This window comes from Amycolatopsis sp. FDAARGOS 1241 (genome assembly GCF_016889705.1).
GTDB lineage: Bacteria > Actinomycetota > Actinomycetes > Mycobacteriales > Pseudonocardiaceae > Amycolatopsis.
Genome location: NZ_CP069526.1, coordinates 1850096 through 1866119, shown reverse-complemented (window position 1 = coordinate 1866119; position 16024 = coordinate 1850096). Strand labels below are relative to the sequence as shown.

Here is a 16024-nt window from a genome sequence, read left to right as displayed (position 1 = left end):
TCCCGCCCGCCGCTCGACGCGCTCGCCCGTACTTGGCCGGCCGCTGACTAGCGCAACGCGCGCCGGAGCAGCTGCGCCAGGTGCTCGGCGCGGCGGCCGGACTCCTGGGCGATCTGGGTGCGGCAGCTGAACCCGTCGGAGAGGACCACAGTGGACTCCGGCGTCTCGCGCAGCGCCGGCAGCAGCCGGTCTTCGGCGACGGCCTTCGACACGTCGTAGTGGCCCTTCTCGAAGCCGAAGTTGCCGGCGAGGCCGCAGCAGCCGGAGTCGAGCGTCGTGTTGTGGACGCCGGCCGCCTGCAGCGCCGCCTCGTCGGCCGAGAAGCCGAGGACGGCGTGCTGATGGCAGTGCACCTGCGTGACGGTTTGGACGTTCAGCGCCGCTTCGAGGGGCCGTGGCGCGTCGGCCAGCAGTTCGGCGAACGTGCGCGTGCGGTGCGCGAGCAGCTTCGCCACGGGGTCGCCCGGCAGCAGCGCCGCCAGGTCCCCGCGGAAGAGCGCCGTGCAGCTCGGCTCCAGGCCGGCCACCTCGTAGCCGGCCTCGAGGTAGGGGCGCAGCACCGACAGCGTCCGCTTGAGCACGTGCTTGGCCACGTCGAGCTGGCCCGTGGACACCCACGTCAGTCCACAGCAGACTCCGCCGTCGGGCAGGACGACGTCGTAGCCCGCCGCCTCCAGCACCTCGGTCGCCGCGTCGAGGACGTCGGGCGTGAGGTAGTTGTTGAACGAATCGGGCCACAACACGATCCGCCGTTCGCCCGTCGCCCAGCGGCGCAGGTCCTTGCGCGCCCGCGTGAAGGGGACGGCCGCGAATTCCGGCAGGTCGCGTTCCGGCGCGATGCCGCCGAAGCGTTTCAACGCCGATGCGGCCCACCGGCGCTTGCCGAAGAAATTCGCGACGCGCGGCGCGAGCGACACCGCACGCAGCCACATCGGCAGCCAGCCCATGGAGTAGTGCGAGGCCGGGCGCCGCCGGCCGCGGTAGTGCTGGTGGAGGAACTCGGCCTTGTAGGTGGCCATGTCGACGTCGACGGGGCAGTCGGACAGGCACCCCTTGCACGACAGGCACAAATCGAGGGCGTCGGCGACTTCTTCGGAGCGCCAGCCGTCCCGGATGACCTCACCGTTGACCATCTCGGCGAGCAGGTGCGCCCGCCCGCGCGTGGAGTGCTTCTCCTCGCGGGTCGCGCGGTAGCTCGGGCACATCACGCCGCCACCGCTGGTGTTGCGGCACTTCCCGACGCCGACGCAGCGGCGCATCGCCTGGCCGAAGCTGCCGCGGTCCTCGGGGTAGCCGAGCACCGTCACATCTTCCAGCGCGAGCGGCGCGCGGCGCACGCGCAGGTCGGCGTCGACCGGGCGCGGGTCGACGATGATGCCGGGGTTCATCCGGCCGTCGGGGTCGAAGATGCCCTTGAAGCGCCGGAAGAGCGCCATCATCTCGGAGCTGTACATGCGGCCGAGCAGTTCCGAACGGGCCTGGCCGTCACCGTGCTCGCCCGACAGCGAGCCGCCGTGTGCCGCGACGAGGTCGGCGGCCTGTTCGAGGAACCGCCGGAACTGCGCCTTGCCCGGTGCGGAGAGCAGGTCGAAGTCGAGCCGCAGGTGCAGGCAGCCCTCGCCGTAGTGGCCGTAGACGACACTGCGGCGGCCGTGTTCGCGCATCAGTTCCTTGAAGCCCCGCAGGTACGAGCCGAGCCGTTCGGGCGGCACGGCCGCGTCTTCCCAGCCGGGCCAGGCCTCGGCGCCGTCGGCGAGCCGAGTCGCCAAACCGGCGCCCTCCTCGCGGATGCGCCAGAGCCGGCGCTGGGCCGCGGGGTCGTCGAAGACGACAGCGCCGGTGAGCGCGCCGCCGAGTGAATTGGCCAGCTCCCGGGCGCGCGCGGCGGCTTCGGCCGGGGAGGCGCCGGCCAGCTCGACGAACAGCCACGCGCCACCGGGTGGAAGTCCTTGCGCCCGGCCGGGCTCGAGCATCGCGACGAGTTCGGCGTCCACGCCCTCGACCGTGTACGGCGAGTACGGCAGGATCGCCGGCACGGCGTCGGCGGCGTCCACATCGGACGGGAAACCCAGCACGGCCAGCACGCGGTGCTTCGGCAGCTCGGCGAGCTCGACGGTCGCGCCCAGCACCGTCACACACGTCCCTTCGCTGCCGACGAGCGCCTTGGCGACGTCGAAGCCGTGTTCGGGCAGCAGGTGTTCGAGTCCGTATCCGGAAACGCGGCGGGAGAAGCTCGACAGCTCCGTGCGCAGCAGCGCCAGGTTGTCGCGGACGAGCGAGCGCAGTTCGGTGAAGACGCGACCCTCCGTGCCGGGCCTGGCGGCGCGCTCGTCCACTTCGGACGGCGTGGCCGGCCCGACGGTGAGACGCGTGCCGTCGTAGAGGAGCACGTCGAGCTCGCGCACCACGTCGACGGTCCGGCCCCACGCGACGGAGTGCGAACCGCACGCGTTGTTGCCGATCATGCCGCCGAGGGTGCAGCGGCTGTGCGTCGACGGGTCGGGCCCGAACCGCAGCCCGTGCGGCGCGGCCAGCGCCTGCAGGTCGTCGAGCACCGTGCCGGGCGCGACGCGCGCGAGCCGCGCTTCGGCATCGAGCCAGTCGACGCCCCGTACGTACCGCGAGGTGTCCACGACGATCCCGGGCCCGCACGAGTTGCCGGCGACGCTCGTGCCCCCGCCGCGCGCGACGACCGGCGCCCCGCGCTCCCGCGCCGCCGCGACGGCGGCGACCACGTCGTCGACCGTCCGCGGCAGCACCACGCCGAGGGGCACGTGGCGGTAGTTGGACGCGTCGGTGGTGTAGAGCGCGAGCGTGCCGGTGTCCGTCAGGATCTCCACGTCCTCCATTCAAGACACGTCGTCCCGGAGACGGTGCAGGGGGACCCCGGAAAAGATGCGACACCACCCCGGAGAACACGTGAAATGCACGACATCGGACTTCCGCGGACCGAAACTGTCGGTGGTGCGGGTTCTACTGGAGCAAGCGTGGGAAGGAGGCACCGCCATGACGACCGAGCTGAACCACCGTGAGCGGGCCACCCTGAAAGCCGTCGCGTCGGGGCGCGCCGAGATCAGCTGCAGCTGCGAACCGGACTTGTTCGTCGACGGCCTCAGCTGCTGCGACCAGGCCACCACGCGCCGCCTCGTGCGCGCCGGCCTCATCGAGCCGGCCACCGACGGGCCGTGTGGCGGCCGCGTGCTCGCCGTGCTGACGGCGGCCGGGATGGTGGCCCTCAACGGATCCAGCCCACCGAACGCCATGACGGCAGCCTGACACCTGAGCCGTCAGCACCCGCAGGTGCTGAAACGCGTACTACACGATGCCGGCCGGAATCGACGGCACACCAACGCATGCCGGGTCAGTGACGAAGACCACGTCGGTGCGTCAGGAACGCACCCACTCCTCCCCCAGCTCGACAGCTTCCGCCGCCCCGCCGGTCAGATCCGCGAGCCAGGCGACGAACCCGGCTTCCTCACCCGGGGCCAGGCCGACCTCGAAGTGCGCCGCGGCGTCGAAGTGCGTGGCGTGCACCACATACGGTGACGAGCGCAGGTCGTTCTCCAGGCGACCCGCGCGGGTGTAGTCCACCTCGACGTCGAACAGGTGCAGCCGCCGGTATTCGGCGATGCCGGCGATGTCCAGTGCATCCGAAACCGCCTGCCCGTACGCGCGGATCAGGCCTCCCGCGCCCAGCAGCACCCCGCCGAAGTGGCGGGAGACCACGGCGACCGTGTCGGTGATCTCGCGGCGGCGCAAGACCTCCAGCATGGGCACCCCGGCGGTGCCCGCGGGTTCGCCGTCGTCGCTGGAGCGCTGGGTGCGGACGTCGGGTCCCAGGACGAAGGCATGACAGTGGTGGCGGGCCGAGGGTTCGGCCTTGCGGCGGGCCGCGATGGCGGCGCGCGCGTCCGCCTCGGCGGTCACCGGGACGAGGGCGCACAGGAACCGAGAGCGCTTGATCTCGATCTCGTGCAGTACCGAGCTCGCCACGGAGAGATAACGATCAGCCATCGCCGGTTCGCCTCATACGTCCAGTCAACCAGCTCACGGAGTGACACAACGCGCACCCCGCACAGCCGTTTGCGCTGGTCAGCGACCTGACCGACCAGGAGCCGGGAGACGGAGCCCGACATATGGGAGTACCCCCGGGCGCGTCAACGTAAGCGTGGCATTTCCCACCCGCGCGCAACGACATATGTCGAATACAGCGAATTCACACTATCGTCATAAGACCCGGAGAACCCGGGGCAACACCACGCGCCCGGCCGGCCCCCCACCACACAGGCCGACCGGAAGAGCGCGTGCGCAGCAGTACCTACGCAGCTGTACCCACGATCTCGTGCACGGCACCGACAACACCGTGCACCGATACTCGTAGTGGCCGCCCAGAGCTGTGCGGCTGCACCTGGAACCGCCCTGCCGTTGCCCGGTCGATGCAGACCGGGTCGGTGTCACGGGCGGTTCCCCCTGTCTCACCGTTTCTCGACTGAGTTTTCTCGACTGACCATCGCGGTTCCGGACCACTTCGTTAACCGGTTCAGTGTCGAACCACCCGATGGAGTGAGTCCGGTCGCGCCGACGCCTTGGGAGGCGGCCAGCCGTGACCCACCGTTCCACTGCCGGTTCCAGCACATCGGCCACCACAGGTCTGTACGACCCCGCATACGAGCACGACGCGTGCGGGGTCGCCTTCGTCGCCGATCTCGCCGGGCGCCGAGATCATCAGATCGTGGCGAAAGCCCTGGTCGCGTTGCGGAACCTGGAACACCGCGGGGCACGCGGAGCCGAGCCCGACACCGGCGACGGCGCCGGCCTCCTGATCCAGGTGCCCGACGCGTTCTACCGCGAGGTCGTGGACTTCGAACTGCCCGAAGCGGGCGCCTACGCCGTGGGCACCGCGTTCCTGCCGCGCGACGAGAAGCGCCGCGGCCGCGCCATGTCCACCATCGAGCGGATCGCCGCCGAGGAGGACATGCGCGTGGTGGGGTGGCGCGACCTGCCGGTGGACGCCGCGCAGTGCGGGCCGACCGCGGGTGAGACGCGGCCGCACTTCACGCAGCTGTTCCTGGCCGGGCGCCGCCACAACCGCGACGGCCTCGCGCTGGAGCGCTCCGCGTTCTGCGTGCGCAAGCGCGCCGAGCACGAGCTCGCCGAGGACGACGTGTACTTCCCGTCACTGTCCTCGCGCACCATCGTCTACAAAGGAATGCTGACCGAGGACCAGGTCGAGCGGTTCTTCCTGGACCTGCAGGACGAGCGCGTGACGAGTGCCATCGGCCTCGTGCACTCACGCTTCTCCACCAACACCTTCCCGTCGTGGCCGCTCGCGCACCCGTACCGGTACGTGGCGCACAACGGTGAGATCAACACCCTCAAGGGCAACCGCAACTGGATGGACGCGCGCGAGGCGCTGCTGGAGACGGACCTCATCCCCGGCGACCTCAAGCGGATCTACCCGATCATCACGCGCGGCGCGAGCGACTCGGCCTCCTTCGACGAGGTGCTCGAGCTGCTGCACCTGGGCGGGCGCTCGCTGCCGCACTCGGTGCTGATGATGATCCCGGAGGCCTGGGAGAACCACCAGGAGATGGACCCCGCCCGGCGGGCGTTCTACGAGTTCCACTCCACGCTCATGGAGCCGTGGGACGGCCCCGCGCTCGTCGCGTTCACCGACGGCTCGCAGATCGGCGCGGTGCTCGACCGCAACGGCCTGCGCCCCGGCCGCTACTGGGTCACCGACGACGGGCTCGTCGTGCTGGCCAGTGAGGTCGGCGTGCTCGAGCTGGACCCGGCGACGATCGTGCGCAAGGGCCGGCTGGAGCCGGGCCGCATGTTCCTCGTGGACACCGCCGAAGGCCGGATCATCGAGGACGAGGAGATCAAGGGCGAGCTCGCCACTGCGCACCCGTACGACGAGTGGGTCGACGGCGGCCTGCTGCGGCTGGAAGAGCTCCCCGAGCGCGACCGCGAAGTACCCCTGCACGCCGCGCTCGTTCGGCGCCAGCAGGCGTTCGGCTACACCGAGGAGGAGCTCGAGGCCATCCTCGAGCCGATGGCCCGCACCGGCGCGGAGCCGATCGGCTCGATGGGCAACGACTCCCCGCTCGCACCCCTGTCGTCCCGCGCGCGGCCGCTGTTCGACTACTTCATCCAGCTCTTCGCCCAGGTGACGAACCCGCCGCTGGACGCCATCCGCGAGGAGCTCGTGACGGCACTCGGCACACAGGTCGGCGCGGAGCCCAACCTGCTGCTCGCCGACGCCGCGTCGTGCCGGCGGATCGTGCTGCCCTTCCCGGTGCTGGACAACGACCAGCTGGCGAAGCTGGTGCACGTCAACGACGACGGCAACCTGCCCGAGTTCCAGGCCGTGACCGTGCTCGGCCGCTACAACGTGCACGGTGGCGGCGAAGCGCTGCTGCAGCGGCTCGACGAGATCCGCAGCGAGGTGTCCGAGGCCATCGAGGACGGTGCCCGGCTCATCGTGCTGTCCGACCGCGGGGTCGACGAGGACCACGCGGCGATCCCGTCACTGCTGCTGACCGGCGCCGTGCACCACCACCTGGTACGCGAGAAGACCCGCACGCAGGTCGGCCTCATCGTCGAGGCCGGCGACGCGCGCGAGGTGCACCACATCGCGCTGCTGGTGGGCTACGGCGCGGCCGCGGTGAACCCGTACCTCGCGATGGCGACGGTCGAGGAGATGGCCCACCAGGGCCTCATCCCGGGTGTCAGCGCGAAGCAGGCGACGGCGAACCTCATCAAGGCGCTCGGCAAGGGCGTGCGCAAGACGATGTCCAAGATGGGCGTCTCCACCGTCGCGTCCTACACCGGTGCGCAGATCTTCGAAGCCGTCGGCCTCGGCCCCGAGGTGATCGACACCTGCTTCACCGCGACGACTTCACGCCTCGGCGGCGTCGGGTTCGACACGATCGCCGACGAGGTCCTGCAGCGCCACCGCCGCGCGTTCCCGTCCGACGGCGTGCGCGCGAGCCACCGCGAGCTCGAGACCGGCGCGGACTACCAGTGGCGGCGCGAAGGCGAGCCGCACCTGTTCAACCCGCAGACGGTGTTCAAGCTGCAGCACTCCACGCGCAGCGGGAAGTACGACGTCTTCAAGGAGTACACCGACGCCGTCAACAACCAGTCCGAGAAGCTGCAGACGCTGCGCGGCCTGTTCGAGTTCAAGTACGGCGAGCGCACGCCGGTGCCGATCGAAGAGGTCGAACCGGTCTCGGAGATCGTGAAGCGGTTCGCCACCGGTGCCATCTCCTACGGCTCCATCTCGCAGGAGATGCACCAGACGCTCGCCATCGCGATGAACCGCCTCGGCGGCAAGTCCAACACCGGCGAGGGCGGCGAGGACGCCGACCGGCTCTACGACCCCGAGCGCCGCTCCGCGGTGAAGCAGGTCGCTTCGGGCCGCTTCGGTGTCACGAGCGAGTACCTGGTGAACGCCGACGACATCCAGATCAAGATGGCGCAGGGCGCGAAGCCCGGTGAAGGCGGGCAGCTGCCCGGCGCGAAGGTGTATCCGTGGATCGCGAAGACGCGGTACTCCACGCCGGGTGTGGGGCTCATTTCCCCGCCGCCGCACCACGACATCTACTCGATCGAGGACCTGGCCCAGCTGATCCACGACCTGAAGAACGCCAACCCGGCCGCGCGCATCCACGTGAAGCTCGTGTCCGAGGTCGGCGTCGGCACGGTCGCCGCGGGCGTGTCCAAGGCGCACGCCGACGTCGTGCTCATCTCGGGCCACGACGGCGGCACGGGCGCTTCGCCGCTGTCGTCGATCAAGCACGCGGGCGGCCCGTGGGAGCTGGGCCTCGCCGAGACGCAGCAGACGCTGCTGGCCAACCGGCTGCGCGACCGCATCGTGGTGCAGACCGACGGGCAGCTCAAGACCGGCCGCGACGTCGTGATCGCCGCGCTGCTCGGCGCCGAGGAGTTCGGCTTCGCCACCGCACCGCTGGTGGTGTCCGGCTGCATCATGATGCGCGTGTGCCACCTCGACACCTGCCCGGTGGGCGTCGCGACGCAGAACCCCAAGCTGCGTGAGAAGTTCAGCGGCAAGGCCGAGTACGTGGTGAACTTCTTCGAGTTCATCGCCCAAGAGGTGCGCGAGTACCTGGCGGAGCTCGGGTTCCGCTCCATCGCCGAAGCCGTGGGTCACGCCGAGGTGCTCGACAAGCGCAAGGCCGTGGACCACTGGAAGGCCGCCGGGCTGGACCTGTCGCCGATCTTCCACGTACCGGACCTGCCGCCGCGCGCGGCGCGCCACCAGGTCGTGAAGCAGGACCACGGGCTGGACAAGGCGCTGGACAACACGCTGATCCAGCTCGCCGAGGGCGCGCTGTCGGCCGGGGACAAGGTGCGGCTGGAGCTGCCGGTACGCAACGTGAACCGCACCGTCGGCACGATGCTGGGTTCGGAGCTCACGAAGAAGTGGGGCGGCGAGGGCCTGCCGGACGACACGATCGACGTGACGTTCACCGGCACCGCGGGCCAGTCGTTCGGCGCGTTCGTGCCGAAGGGCATCACCCTGCGGCTCGTCGGCGACGGCAACGACTACGTCGGCAAGGGCCTCTCCGGCGGCCGGATCATCGTGCGGCCCGACAAGGCGGCGAAGTTCCCGGCCGAGGACCACATCATCGCCGGCAACGTGATCGCCTACGGCGCCACGAGCGGTGAGATCTTCATCCGCGGCAAGGTCGGCGAGCGGTTCTGCGTGCGCAACTCGGGCGCGCTGGCCGTCGTCGAGGGCGTGGGCGACCACGGTGGCGAATACATGACGGGCGGGCGCATGGTCGTCCTCGGCGGGATCGGGCGCAACTTCGCGGCCGGCATGTCGGGCGGCGTCGCGTACGTGCTCGACCTGCCGGTGCACCGCGTCAACCCGGAGATGGTCGACATCGACCCGCTGGACACCGACGACACCGATTTCCTGCGCGAGACCGTGGAAAAGCACTACAACGAAACGGAGTCCGCCGTGGCGCGCGAGCTGCTCGCCGACTGGGACTCCGCCGTCGACCGGTTCGGCAAGGTCATGCCGAAGGACTACAAGCGAGTGCTCGCCGCCCAGGTACAGGCGGAACGCGACGGGCGCGACGTGAACGAGGCGATCATGGAGGCCGCTCATGGCTGACCCCAAGGGCTTTCTGACCACCACCCGCGAAGAACCGAAACGCCGTCCGGTCGATTTGCGGCTGATGGACTGGCGCGAGGTGTACGAGGACTTCGCTTCCACGAAGCTGGAGAAGCAGGCCGGGCGCTGCATGGACTGCGGCATCCCGTTCTGCCACCAGGGCTGTCCGCTCGGGAACCTGATCCCGGAGTGGAACACGCTGGTGTGGCGGGAAGACTGGCGCGAAGCGATCGAGCGGCTGCACGCCACGAACAACTTCCCGGAGTTCACCGGCACGCTGTGCCCGGCACCGTGCGAGACGGCGTGCGTGCTCGGCATCAACGACGACCCGGTGACGATCAAGCGGGTCGAGATCTCCATCGTCGACCGGGCCTTCGAAGAGGGCTGGGTCACGCCGCAGGTGCCGGTGGCGAAGACGGGCAAGAAGGTCGCCGTCGTCGGCTCCGGGCCGTCGGGGCTGGCCGCGGCGCAGCAGCTCACGCGAGCGGGCCACAGCGTGGTGGTCTACGAGCGGGCCGACAAGATCGGCGGCCTGCTGCGCTACGGCATCCCCGAGTTCAAGATGGAGAAGTTCCGCCTCGACCGCCGGCTCGACCAGATGCGGGCCGAGGGCACGGAGTTCCGCACGTCCGTCAACGTCGGCGTGGACCTCACCGTCGAGCAACTGCGGGCCGACCACGACGCCGTGGTGCTGGCCGGCGGTGCGACGGCGTGGCGTGACCTGCCGATCGACGGCCGCGAGCACGACGGGATCCTCCAGGCCATGGAGTACCTGCCGCCGGCCAACCGCGTCGCCGCGGGCGAGCTCGACGAGGTGCCGTATTCGGCCGAGGGCCTCGACGTCGTGGTCATCGGTGGCGGTGACACGGGCGCGGACTGCGTCGGCACGGCGCACCGCCAGGGCGCTCGTTCGGTGACGCAGCTGGAGATCATGCCGCGGCCGCCGGAGTCCCGTTCGGACGCTCACCCGTGGCCGACGTACCCGATGATCTACCGGGTTTCCTCGGCCCACGAGGAGGGCGGCGAGCGCCTGTACTCCGTGAACACGCAGGAGTTCCTGGCCGACGCCGACGGCCGCGTCCGCGCGCTGAAGCTCGTGGAGGTCCGCAACGAGGGCGGCAAGTTCGTCCCCGTCGAGGGCACCGAAAGCGAGCTGCCGGCTCAGCTGGTGTTGCTGGCCATGGGTTTCGTGGGCCCGCAGCGCTCCGGGCTGCTCGAAGACCTGGGCGTCGACCTCGACCAGCGCGGCAACGTCGTGCGGGACAAGAACTTCCACACGAGCGTCGACAACGTCTTCGTGGCCGGCGACATGGGTCGCGGCCAGTCGCTGATCGTGTGGGCCATCGCGGAGGGCCGCTCCTGCGCCGCCGGCGTCGACGCCTTCCTCACCGGCCGGGGCGTCCTCCCGGCCCCGATCGCGCCGACGGACCGGCCGATCGCGTGACCCCGTGGCGGGCGCACCAACGACGCTGCGCCCGCCACGCTCCCCTCAGCCAAGGGCGGGCGCACCAGCGTTGCTGCGCCCGCTCTGTCCTCCGTGGACCTTCGTGGTCTCACTCCCGGACCCGGGTGGTAGCGGCAACGGCGCCGTGTCCGCCCGGCCCCGGATTTTTCTTGCGGTGCCGTACTTTTCGCCGGCCGGTGCGCTGTTCGACCGGACCGACCGGTCAGCCCGGGAAGCGGGCGGCCGCGGCGAAGGCGGCGAGCAGCAGCACCACGTTGGCCCGCAACGGCCGGCGTTCGTCGCGGGCCAGGTGCACCCGGAGCGCGCCGATCTGCACCACGACCAGGCCGACCGCTTTCACGCCGGCGTCCGACGAGTCCTCCATCCAGTCGAAGTTGCCCGACGCGACCAGCTCCTCGCGCGGCCGGACGACCATGAGCCCGCCCGCGGCGAGGTAGACCAGTGCGAGCACACCCTGGGCGATCCACAGTGCGATGTTCACCGATACCCAATTTTTACCAGTTGTGCGTAACCAGACGGTCTGTGCGCAGGGAGCGGCCGACATAAGGCACATCGAGGTATGCGTCCAGGAAAGAGGCTCAGGGTATGGCGAACGTCACACACGAGACGGACGGCTCGACATCTCGCAGCGGATGCTGACGCTGACGCTCAAGCACTTCGTCGAAGACGGTCTGGTGGAGCGCACCGCCTACGCCGAGGTGCCGCCTCGGGTCGAGTACGAGCTGACGGAGTTGAGCGGGAGTCCGGTGCCGCTGGTGATGGCGCTCGCCGAGTGGGCGATGGCCAACCACGAGCGGATCAACGCCCATCGCCGATCCCGCGAGTAGTTCTTGATCCGATCGCGAAGTGGCTTACACCGCAGCGCTTCCGTGCCGGCGACGATGTCTCGGGGCAGTGGGTGCCGCAGCTCGGCATCCGGCTCACGACTTGACGCCTCTTCGCCGAGCAGAGGCGAGCGATCCACTTCGGTACCTCGGTGCGCCGCGGATCGGCATGGGACCGGACCGGCCTGAACCACGCCGGGCGACCCGCCATCGGCACCGGGGAAGGGCCACCCGGCCCGGTTTCAGTTGCCGCGCAGCAAGTCCAGCGCCAGCAGCCCCGCGCCGAGCCGACCGGCTTCGTCGCCCAGCGATGCCAGGCGCAGCTCCGGCATGCGCTGGAAGGTCAGCGCCGAAGCGAGCCAGTCGCGCACCGGGTCGAGTACATAGTCGGCGGCGGTGAAGAGGCCGCCGCCGAGAACGACGACTTCCGGGGCGAGCAGCGTGAGCAACGTCTTCAGGCCGTGGCCGAGGCCGTCGAGGGCGTCGGAGACCACGGCGACCGCGGCTTCGTCGCCGTGGCGCGCGGCGTCGACCACGGGCTGCGCGCCGTCGGCGGGCCGGCCGGTGCGTTCGGTGTAGCGGCGCGCGATGGCCGACGCCGACGAGATCGCCTCGAGACAGCCCGTGGCGCCGCAGCCGCAGACGATGCGGTGGCCCACGTCGATGTGCCCGACCTCCCCGGCCAGGCCGTGGGCCCGGTAGAGCCGCCCGTCGAGCAGCAGGGCGGCCGCGATGCCGGTGCCGACGGCGATGAACGCCGCGTCCGTGCAGCCCTTCCCGGCGCCGACGCGGAACTCGGCCAAGCCGCCTGCGCTCACGTCGTGCCCGAACGCCACCGGCAGGCCCAGCCGGTTCTCCAGCAGGTCGCCGAACGGGACGTCACGCCAGTCGAGGTTCGCCGAGAACCGCGCGACGCGAGCCTGTTCGTCGACGATCCCCGGCACGACCACGCCGACGGCCCCCGGCGCGCCCGTCCCGGCCTGCTCGGCGAGCGCGGAGACCACATCGGCCACCTGCTCGGCCAGCGCCGTGCCGTCGGCGCTCTTCGCCGTGGGCACGCGCGTCGTCGCGAGGGCGTTGAGTTCAGCGTCGAGCAGGGCCGCCTTCACGGTCGTGCCACCCACGTCCAGTGCCGCCACCAATTCAGCCATACGGCGATTGTCACACCGCGGGCCTCACATCCCCGTGACTTCCGCCGGGGACGAAGCTCACCAGTCGAGGTCGCCGGTCATGTCAGGCCCTCCAATCCGGGTGGCCCGGCATCGCCGGGGTCGTCGTGCCGTAGAGCCAGTCGTGGAAGAAGCCCGAAAGGTCGCGGCCGGACACCTGCTCGGCCACGTCTACGTAGTCCTGAGTGGCTGCGGGCCGGCCTCGGAACCGGTCGAAGAAGGTCCGTTCGATGCGGTCGAAGACCGGCTGCCCGACCAGGTTGCGCAGCGCGTACAGGGTGAGCTTGCCACCGAGGTCGGTGCCGGACATGACGCCCGCCGCGTAGGTCTGGTGAGCGACTGGGCCGTTCTGCTTCAGGATCTCGTTGTTCTGGGCGTACCCGGACTTTGCCTTCTCGTCGAACGGCTTTCCGCCGTGCTCGGAGTCGTAGAGGTCCTGGTAGAAGGTGGCGTGGCCTTCGCTCAGCCACATGTCGTCCCAATGGCGCACCGGCACGGCGTCGCCGAAGTACTCGTGCGTGAGCTCGTGCACCATGGTCGACACCTCCTGCGGATACGCCAGAAGCCCGGCGCTGTAGGTCGGGATCGCCGCGGTCTCCAGGGCGAGGCCGCCGCCGTAGAGACGATCGACGCCGAGGGTGCCGGCGCTCGCGTAGGGGTACGGACGGCCGAGGCGCTGCTCCAGCCACGCGATCAGCTCAGGGGTCTTGCGGGCGGTGTCGAGTGCCGACGGCTTCGCCGCCTTCGTCACGTAGCTGCGGATCGGCAACCCGTGCGGGCCCACCTGGTCGAGCTCGGTGAAGTGTCCCGCCGCGACTTGCACGACGTCGGTCGCCGTGGGCCGATCGACCCGGAACACCGAGGTCACGCGCTCGCCGCTGCGGTGCTTGCCGACCAGCGTGCCGCTGCCGACGCCCTGCACGTCGGCCGGCGTCGTGATCCGCAGGGTGTACGTGGCCGGGTCGCCCGGCACGTCATCGGACGGGAACACCGCGTGCTCGCGGTCGGTCTGGCCCATCACCGCGAAGCCGTCGGGGGTGTTCTGCCAGACGCCGATTGCCTCGGCCAACTCCGGCGGCAGCGGTGTCGAAGCGGGCGACTGCGGACTTTTGGCCCGGTCCGCGACGTAGGTGATCCGCACGGTGAACGCGTGCCCCGCGCGCAGCGGCCGCGCCGGTGTGACGACGAGCTTCTCGCCCTTCGCCGTGAACTGCGCGGCCTGCCCGTCCACCTCCACCGAGCGGAGCTGCGCGACCGCCGAGTCGAGCCCGAAGGACGACAGCGATTGCGTGGCGACCGCGCGCATCGTCACCGAAGCGTCCATCGTGGTCACGCCGGGGCGGTAGTCGAAGGAGACGTCGTAGTCGCGGGCGTCGTACCCGCCGTTGCCAAGGCCGGGGAAGAGCCGCTCACCCGCGCTGAGCGCGCCGGGGGAAGCGGGGTCCGCCGCGGCGGCGGTCGCGGTGCCGGCGGCCAGCACCGCGGCCAGCCCGGCGACCGCCGCGGTCTTCACGATCGTTTTCGCCATGCGTCCACCCTGGCGAGCGGGTGTCCGCGCGCACATCAGCCGGGCAGCTCGATCGGCATAACCGGAAAGTCGTACGGTGATCGCCGTGCGACTGTTCCTGCTCGACGCGTGCCTGGCGATCGCGGTCGCGGGTGCGCTCGTGCTCGAAGCCACGAACGGCGTCACCCGGCCACCGCTGTGGCAGCTCACGATCGCGGCCGTGCTGGTGCTGTTGCTCCTGCGCCGCCGGTTCCCGCTGGTCACGATGCTGGCCATGACGACGCTGGGGCTGTTCGAGCCGACGGCGTCGTTCGCCGCGCTGTTCTCGCTCTACACGGTCGCGGCGCAACGCGGTCCGAAGTGGCCCACCGCGGTGGCGGTGGCCGCGAATCTGGTGCTGGTCGTCGTGACCTACCGGCCCGGCGACGTCCAGGCGTGGGAGGTCATCGGTTTCGTCGTCGCCCTGAGCGTGGTGCTGCCGCTCGTCGCCGGGCTGTGGATGAACCAGCGCGCGGTGCTGCTCGACGCGTTGCGCGACCGCGCCGCTCACGCCGAACGCGAGCGTGACCTGCTCGCCGAGCGCGCCGTCGACGAGGAGCGGCGGCGGATCGCCCGCGAGATGCACGACGTGGTGGCCCACCGCGTCAGCATCGTCGCGCTGCAGGCGGGGGCGCTGTCGGTGCGGGCGCGCGACGAGGAGACCGGCCGGATGGCCGAGGTGATCCGCGAGTCGAGCGCCGCCGCGCTCACCGAACTGCGCGACATCCTGCGCGTGCTGCGCGACGACGGGACCGAGCCGCGCTCGCTGCCCACCCCGATGCTCGCCGGTGTCGCGCGGCTGGCCGGCGAGCTGACCGACGCCGGCGCGCGCGTCGAAACCGACCTGCCGGACCCGCTGCCCGAGGTACCGGAGCAGGTGGGCCGCGCGGCTTACCGGATCGTGCAGGAGGCACTGACCAACGCGGCGAAGCACGCGCCGGGCGCCGTGATCCGCGTGCGGCTGGCGAGTGACGCCGGTGAGCTCGTGGTCGAGGTGGCCAACGCGCTCGGCGCGTCGGCCGGGCTGCCCGGCGCGGGGTACGGCGTGATCGGCATGCGCGAACGCGTCACGCTGGCCGGCGGCGTGCTGCACGCGGGCCCCGACGGCACGGACTACGTGGTGCGGGCCGCGTTCCCGCTCAACGGATCGGGGTGAGAGCACAGTGGAGAGTACGACGGTGATCAAGGTGGTGCTCCTCGACGACGAGGTGCTCGTGCGCAGCGGGATCCGCATGATCCTCGAGTCGGACCCGGACATCCGCGTGGTCGCCGAGGCCGGCGACGGCGCGGGGGTAGCGCAGCTCGTCGACGAGCACCGGCCCGACGTGGTGCTCACCGACATCCAGATGCCCGGCGTCGACGGCCTCGAGGTGACGCGCCTGGTCACGGCCCTGCCTGACGCGCCGGCGGTGGTCGTGCTGACCACGTTCGACCTCGACGAGTACGTGCACACCGCGCTGCGCCGCGGCGCCACGGGGTTCCTGCTGAAGGACACCCCGCCGCGTGAGCTGGTCAACGCGGTGCACGTGGTCGGCCGTGGGGAGGCGATGTTGTCGCCGGCCATCACCAGGCGGCTGCTGACCGCGTTCGCCACGGGCGGGGCGCAGGACAAGGCTCGGGCCCGGCTGGCGCCGTTGACCGCTCGCGAACGGGAGGTCGCCGTGGCCGTCGCGGAGGGCGCGAGCAACGCCGCGATCGCGGCGGAACTCGGGCTCAGCGAGGCAACGGTGAAGGTGCACCTCGGGCGGATCATGTCCAAAGTGGAGGCCGCGAACCGGACGCAGGTCGCCATCCTGGTCCACGATGCCGGGCTCGCCTGAATTGTTATCGCGCGTCCCGGATCTGCCCCGATAGGATCTTGCCCGGGTCGGG

Annotated in this window: 11 protein-coding genes; 6 read left to right on the top strand and 5 right to left on the bottom strand. The window is 70.8% G+C overall.

The features are described from left to right. Window positions 1-47 precede the first annotated feature (47 nt). Complete coding sequence (locus I6J71_RS09295; protein WP_204096955.1) at window positions 48-2840, bottom strand: FAD-binding and (Fe-S)-binding domain-containing protein; 2793 nt, start codon at window positions 2838-2840, stop codon at window positions 48-50. A gap of 166 nt (window positions 2841-3006) precedes the next feature. On the opposite strand from I6J71_RS09295, the gene I6J71_RS09290 reads away from it, so the two are divergent. Beyond that, entirely contained in the window at window positions 3007-3276 is a 270-nt protein-coding gene (locus I6J71_RS09290) for a hypothetical protein (protein ID WP_204094347.1), read from the top strand. Window positions 3277-3387: 111 nt separating this feature from the next. Here the strand turns inward: I6J71_RS09290 and I6J71_RS09285 are convergent, their stop codons facing one another. Further along, the gene (locus I6J71_RS09285) at window positions 3388-4014 is read right to left on the bottom strand and encodes a YigZ family protein (protein WP_204094346.1); all 627 of its coding nucleotides are present in this window, start codon (window positions 4012-4014) and stop codon (window positions 3388-3390) included. 589 nt (window positions 4015-4603) lie between these two features. Between I6J71_RS09285 and gltB the strand changes: the two genes are divergently transcribed. Beyond that, the gene (gene gltB, locus I6J71_RS09280; protein ID WP_204094345.1) at window positions 4604-9148 is read left to right on the top strand and encodes a glutamate synthase large subunit; all 4545 of its coding nucleotides are present in this window, start codon (window positions 4604-4606) and stop codon (window positions 9146-9148) included. Beyond that, on the top strand, window positions 9141-10592 hold the full coding sequence (locus tag I6J71_RS09275; protein WP_204094344.1) for a glutamate synthase subunit beta: 1452 nt from the start codon (window positions 9141-9143) through the stop codon (window positions 10590-10592). The genes gltB and I6J71_RS09275 overlap by 8 nt, the downstream gene beginning before the upstream one ends. Before the next feature lie 223 nt (window positions 10593-10815). Here I6J71_RS09275 and I6J71_RS09270 read toward each other — a convergent pair whose 3' ends face one another. Next, window positions 10816-11094, bottom strand: a complete 279-nt coding sequence (locus I6J71_RS09270) for a DoxX family protein (protein WP_204094343.1) — start codon at window positions 11092-11094, stop codon at window positions 10816-10818. A 151-nt stretch (window positions 11095-11245) separates the two neighbouring features. On the opposite strand from I6J71_RS09270, the gene I6J71_RS47865 reads away from it, so the two are divergent. Beyond that, on the top strand, window positions 11246-11440 hold the full coding sequence (locus I6J71_RS47865) for a helix-turn-helix domain-containing protein (RefSeq protein ID WP_239154574.1): 195 nt from the start codon (window positions 11246-11248) through the stop codon (window positions 11438-11440). A 239-nt stretch (window positions 11441-11679) separates the two neighbouring features. Here I6J71_RS47865 and I6J71_RS09260 read toward each other — a convergent pair whose 3' ends face one another. Further along, window positions 11680-12588, bottom strand: coding sequence for an ROK family protein (locus tag I6J71_RS09260; protein WP_204094341.1), 909 nt, complete (start codon window positions 12586-12588; stop codon window positions 11680-11682). Window positions 12589-12670: 82 nt separating this feature from the next. Further along, complete coding sequence (locus tag I6J71_RS09255) at window positions 12671-14134, bottom strand: M1 family metallopeptidase (protein WP_204094340.1); 1464 nt, start codon at window positions 14132-14134, stop codon at window positions 12671-12673. Window positions 14135-14210: 76 nt separating this feature from the next. Between I6J71_RS09255 and I6J71_RS09250 the strand changes: the two genes are divergently transcribed. Together I6J71_RS09250 and I6J71_RS09245 are read left to right on the top strand one after the other, a co-directional pair. Next, entirely contained in the window at window positions 14211-15308 is a 1098-nt protein-coding gene (locus tag I6J71_RS09250; protein ID WP_204094339.1) for a sensor histidine kinase, read from the top strand. Between the two features lie 76 nt (window positions 15309-15384). Beyond that, the gene (locus I6J71_RS09245) at window positions 15385-15972 is read left to right on the top strand and encodes a response regulator transcription factor (RefSeq protein ID WP_239155297.1); all 588 of its coding nucleotides are present in this window, start codon (window positions 15385-15387) and stop codon (window positions 15970-15972) included. Window positions 15973-16024: the final 52 nt, after the last annotated feature.

Coding starts and splice junctions, on each gene's coding strand:
- I6J71_RS09290 (WP_204094347.1), top strand. CDS start 3,007: ATGACGACCGAGCTGAACCACCGTGAGCGGGCCACCCTGAAAGCCGTC.
- I6J71_RS09285 (WP_204094346.1), bottom strand. CDS start 4,014: ATGGCTGATCGTTATCTCTCCGTGGCGAGCTCGGTACTGCACGAGATC.
- I6J71_RS09275 (WP_204094344.1), top strand. CDS start 9,141: ATGGCTGACCCCAAGGGCTTTCTGACCACCACCCGCGAAGAACCGAAA.
- I6J71_RS47865 (WP_239154574.1), top strand. CDS start 11,246: ATGCTGACGCTGACGCTCAAGCACTTCGTCGAAGACGGTCTGGTGGAG.
- I6J71_RS09260 (WP_204094341.1), bottom strand. CDS start 12,588: ATGGCTGAATTGGTGGCGGCACTGGACGTGGGTGGCACGACCGTGAAG.
- I6J71_RS09255 (WP_204094340.1), bottom strand. CDS start 14,134: ATGGCGAAAACGATCGTGAAGACCGCGGCGGTCGCCGGGCTGGCCGCG.
- I6J71_RS09245 (WP_239155297.1), top strand. CDS start 15,385: ATGATCCTCGAGTCGGACCCGGACATCCGCGTGGTCGCCGAGGCCGGC.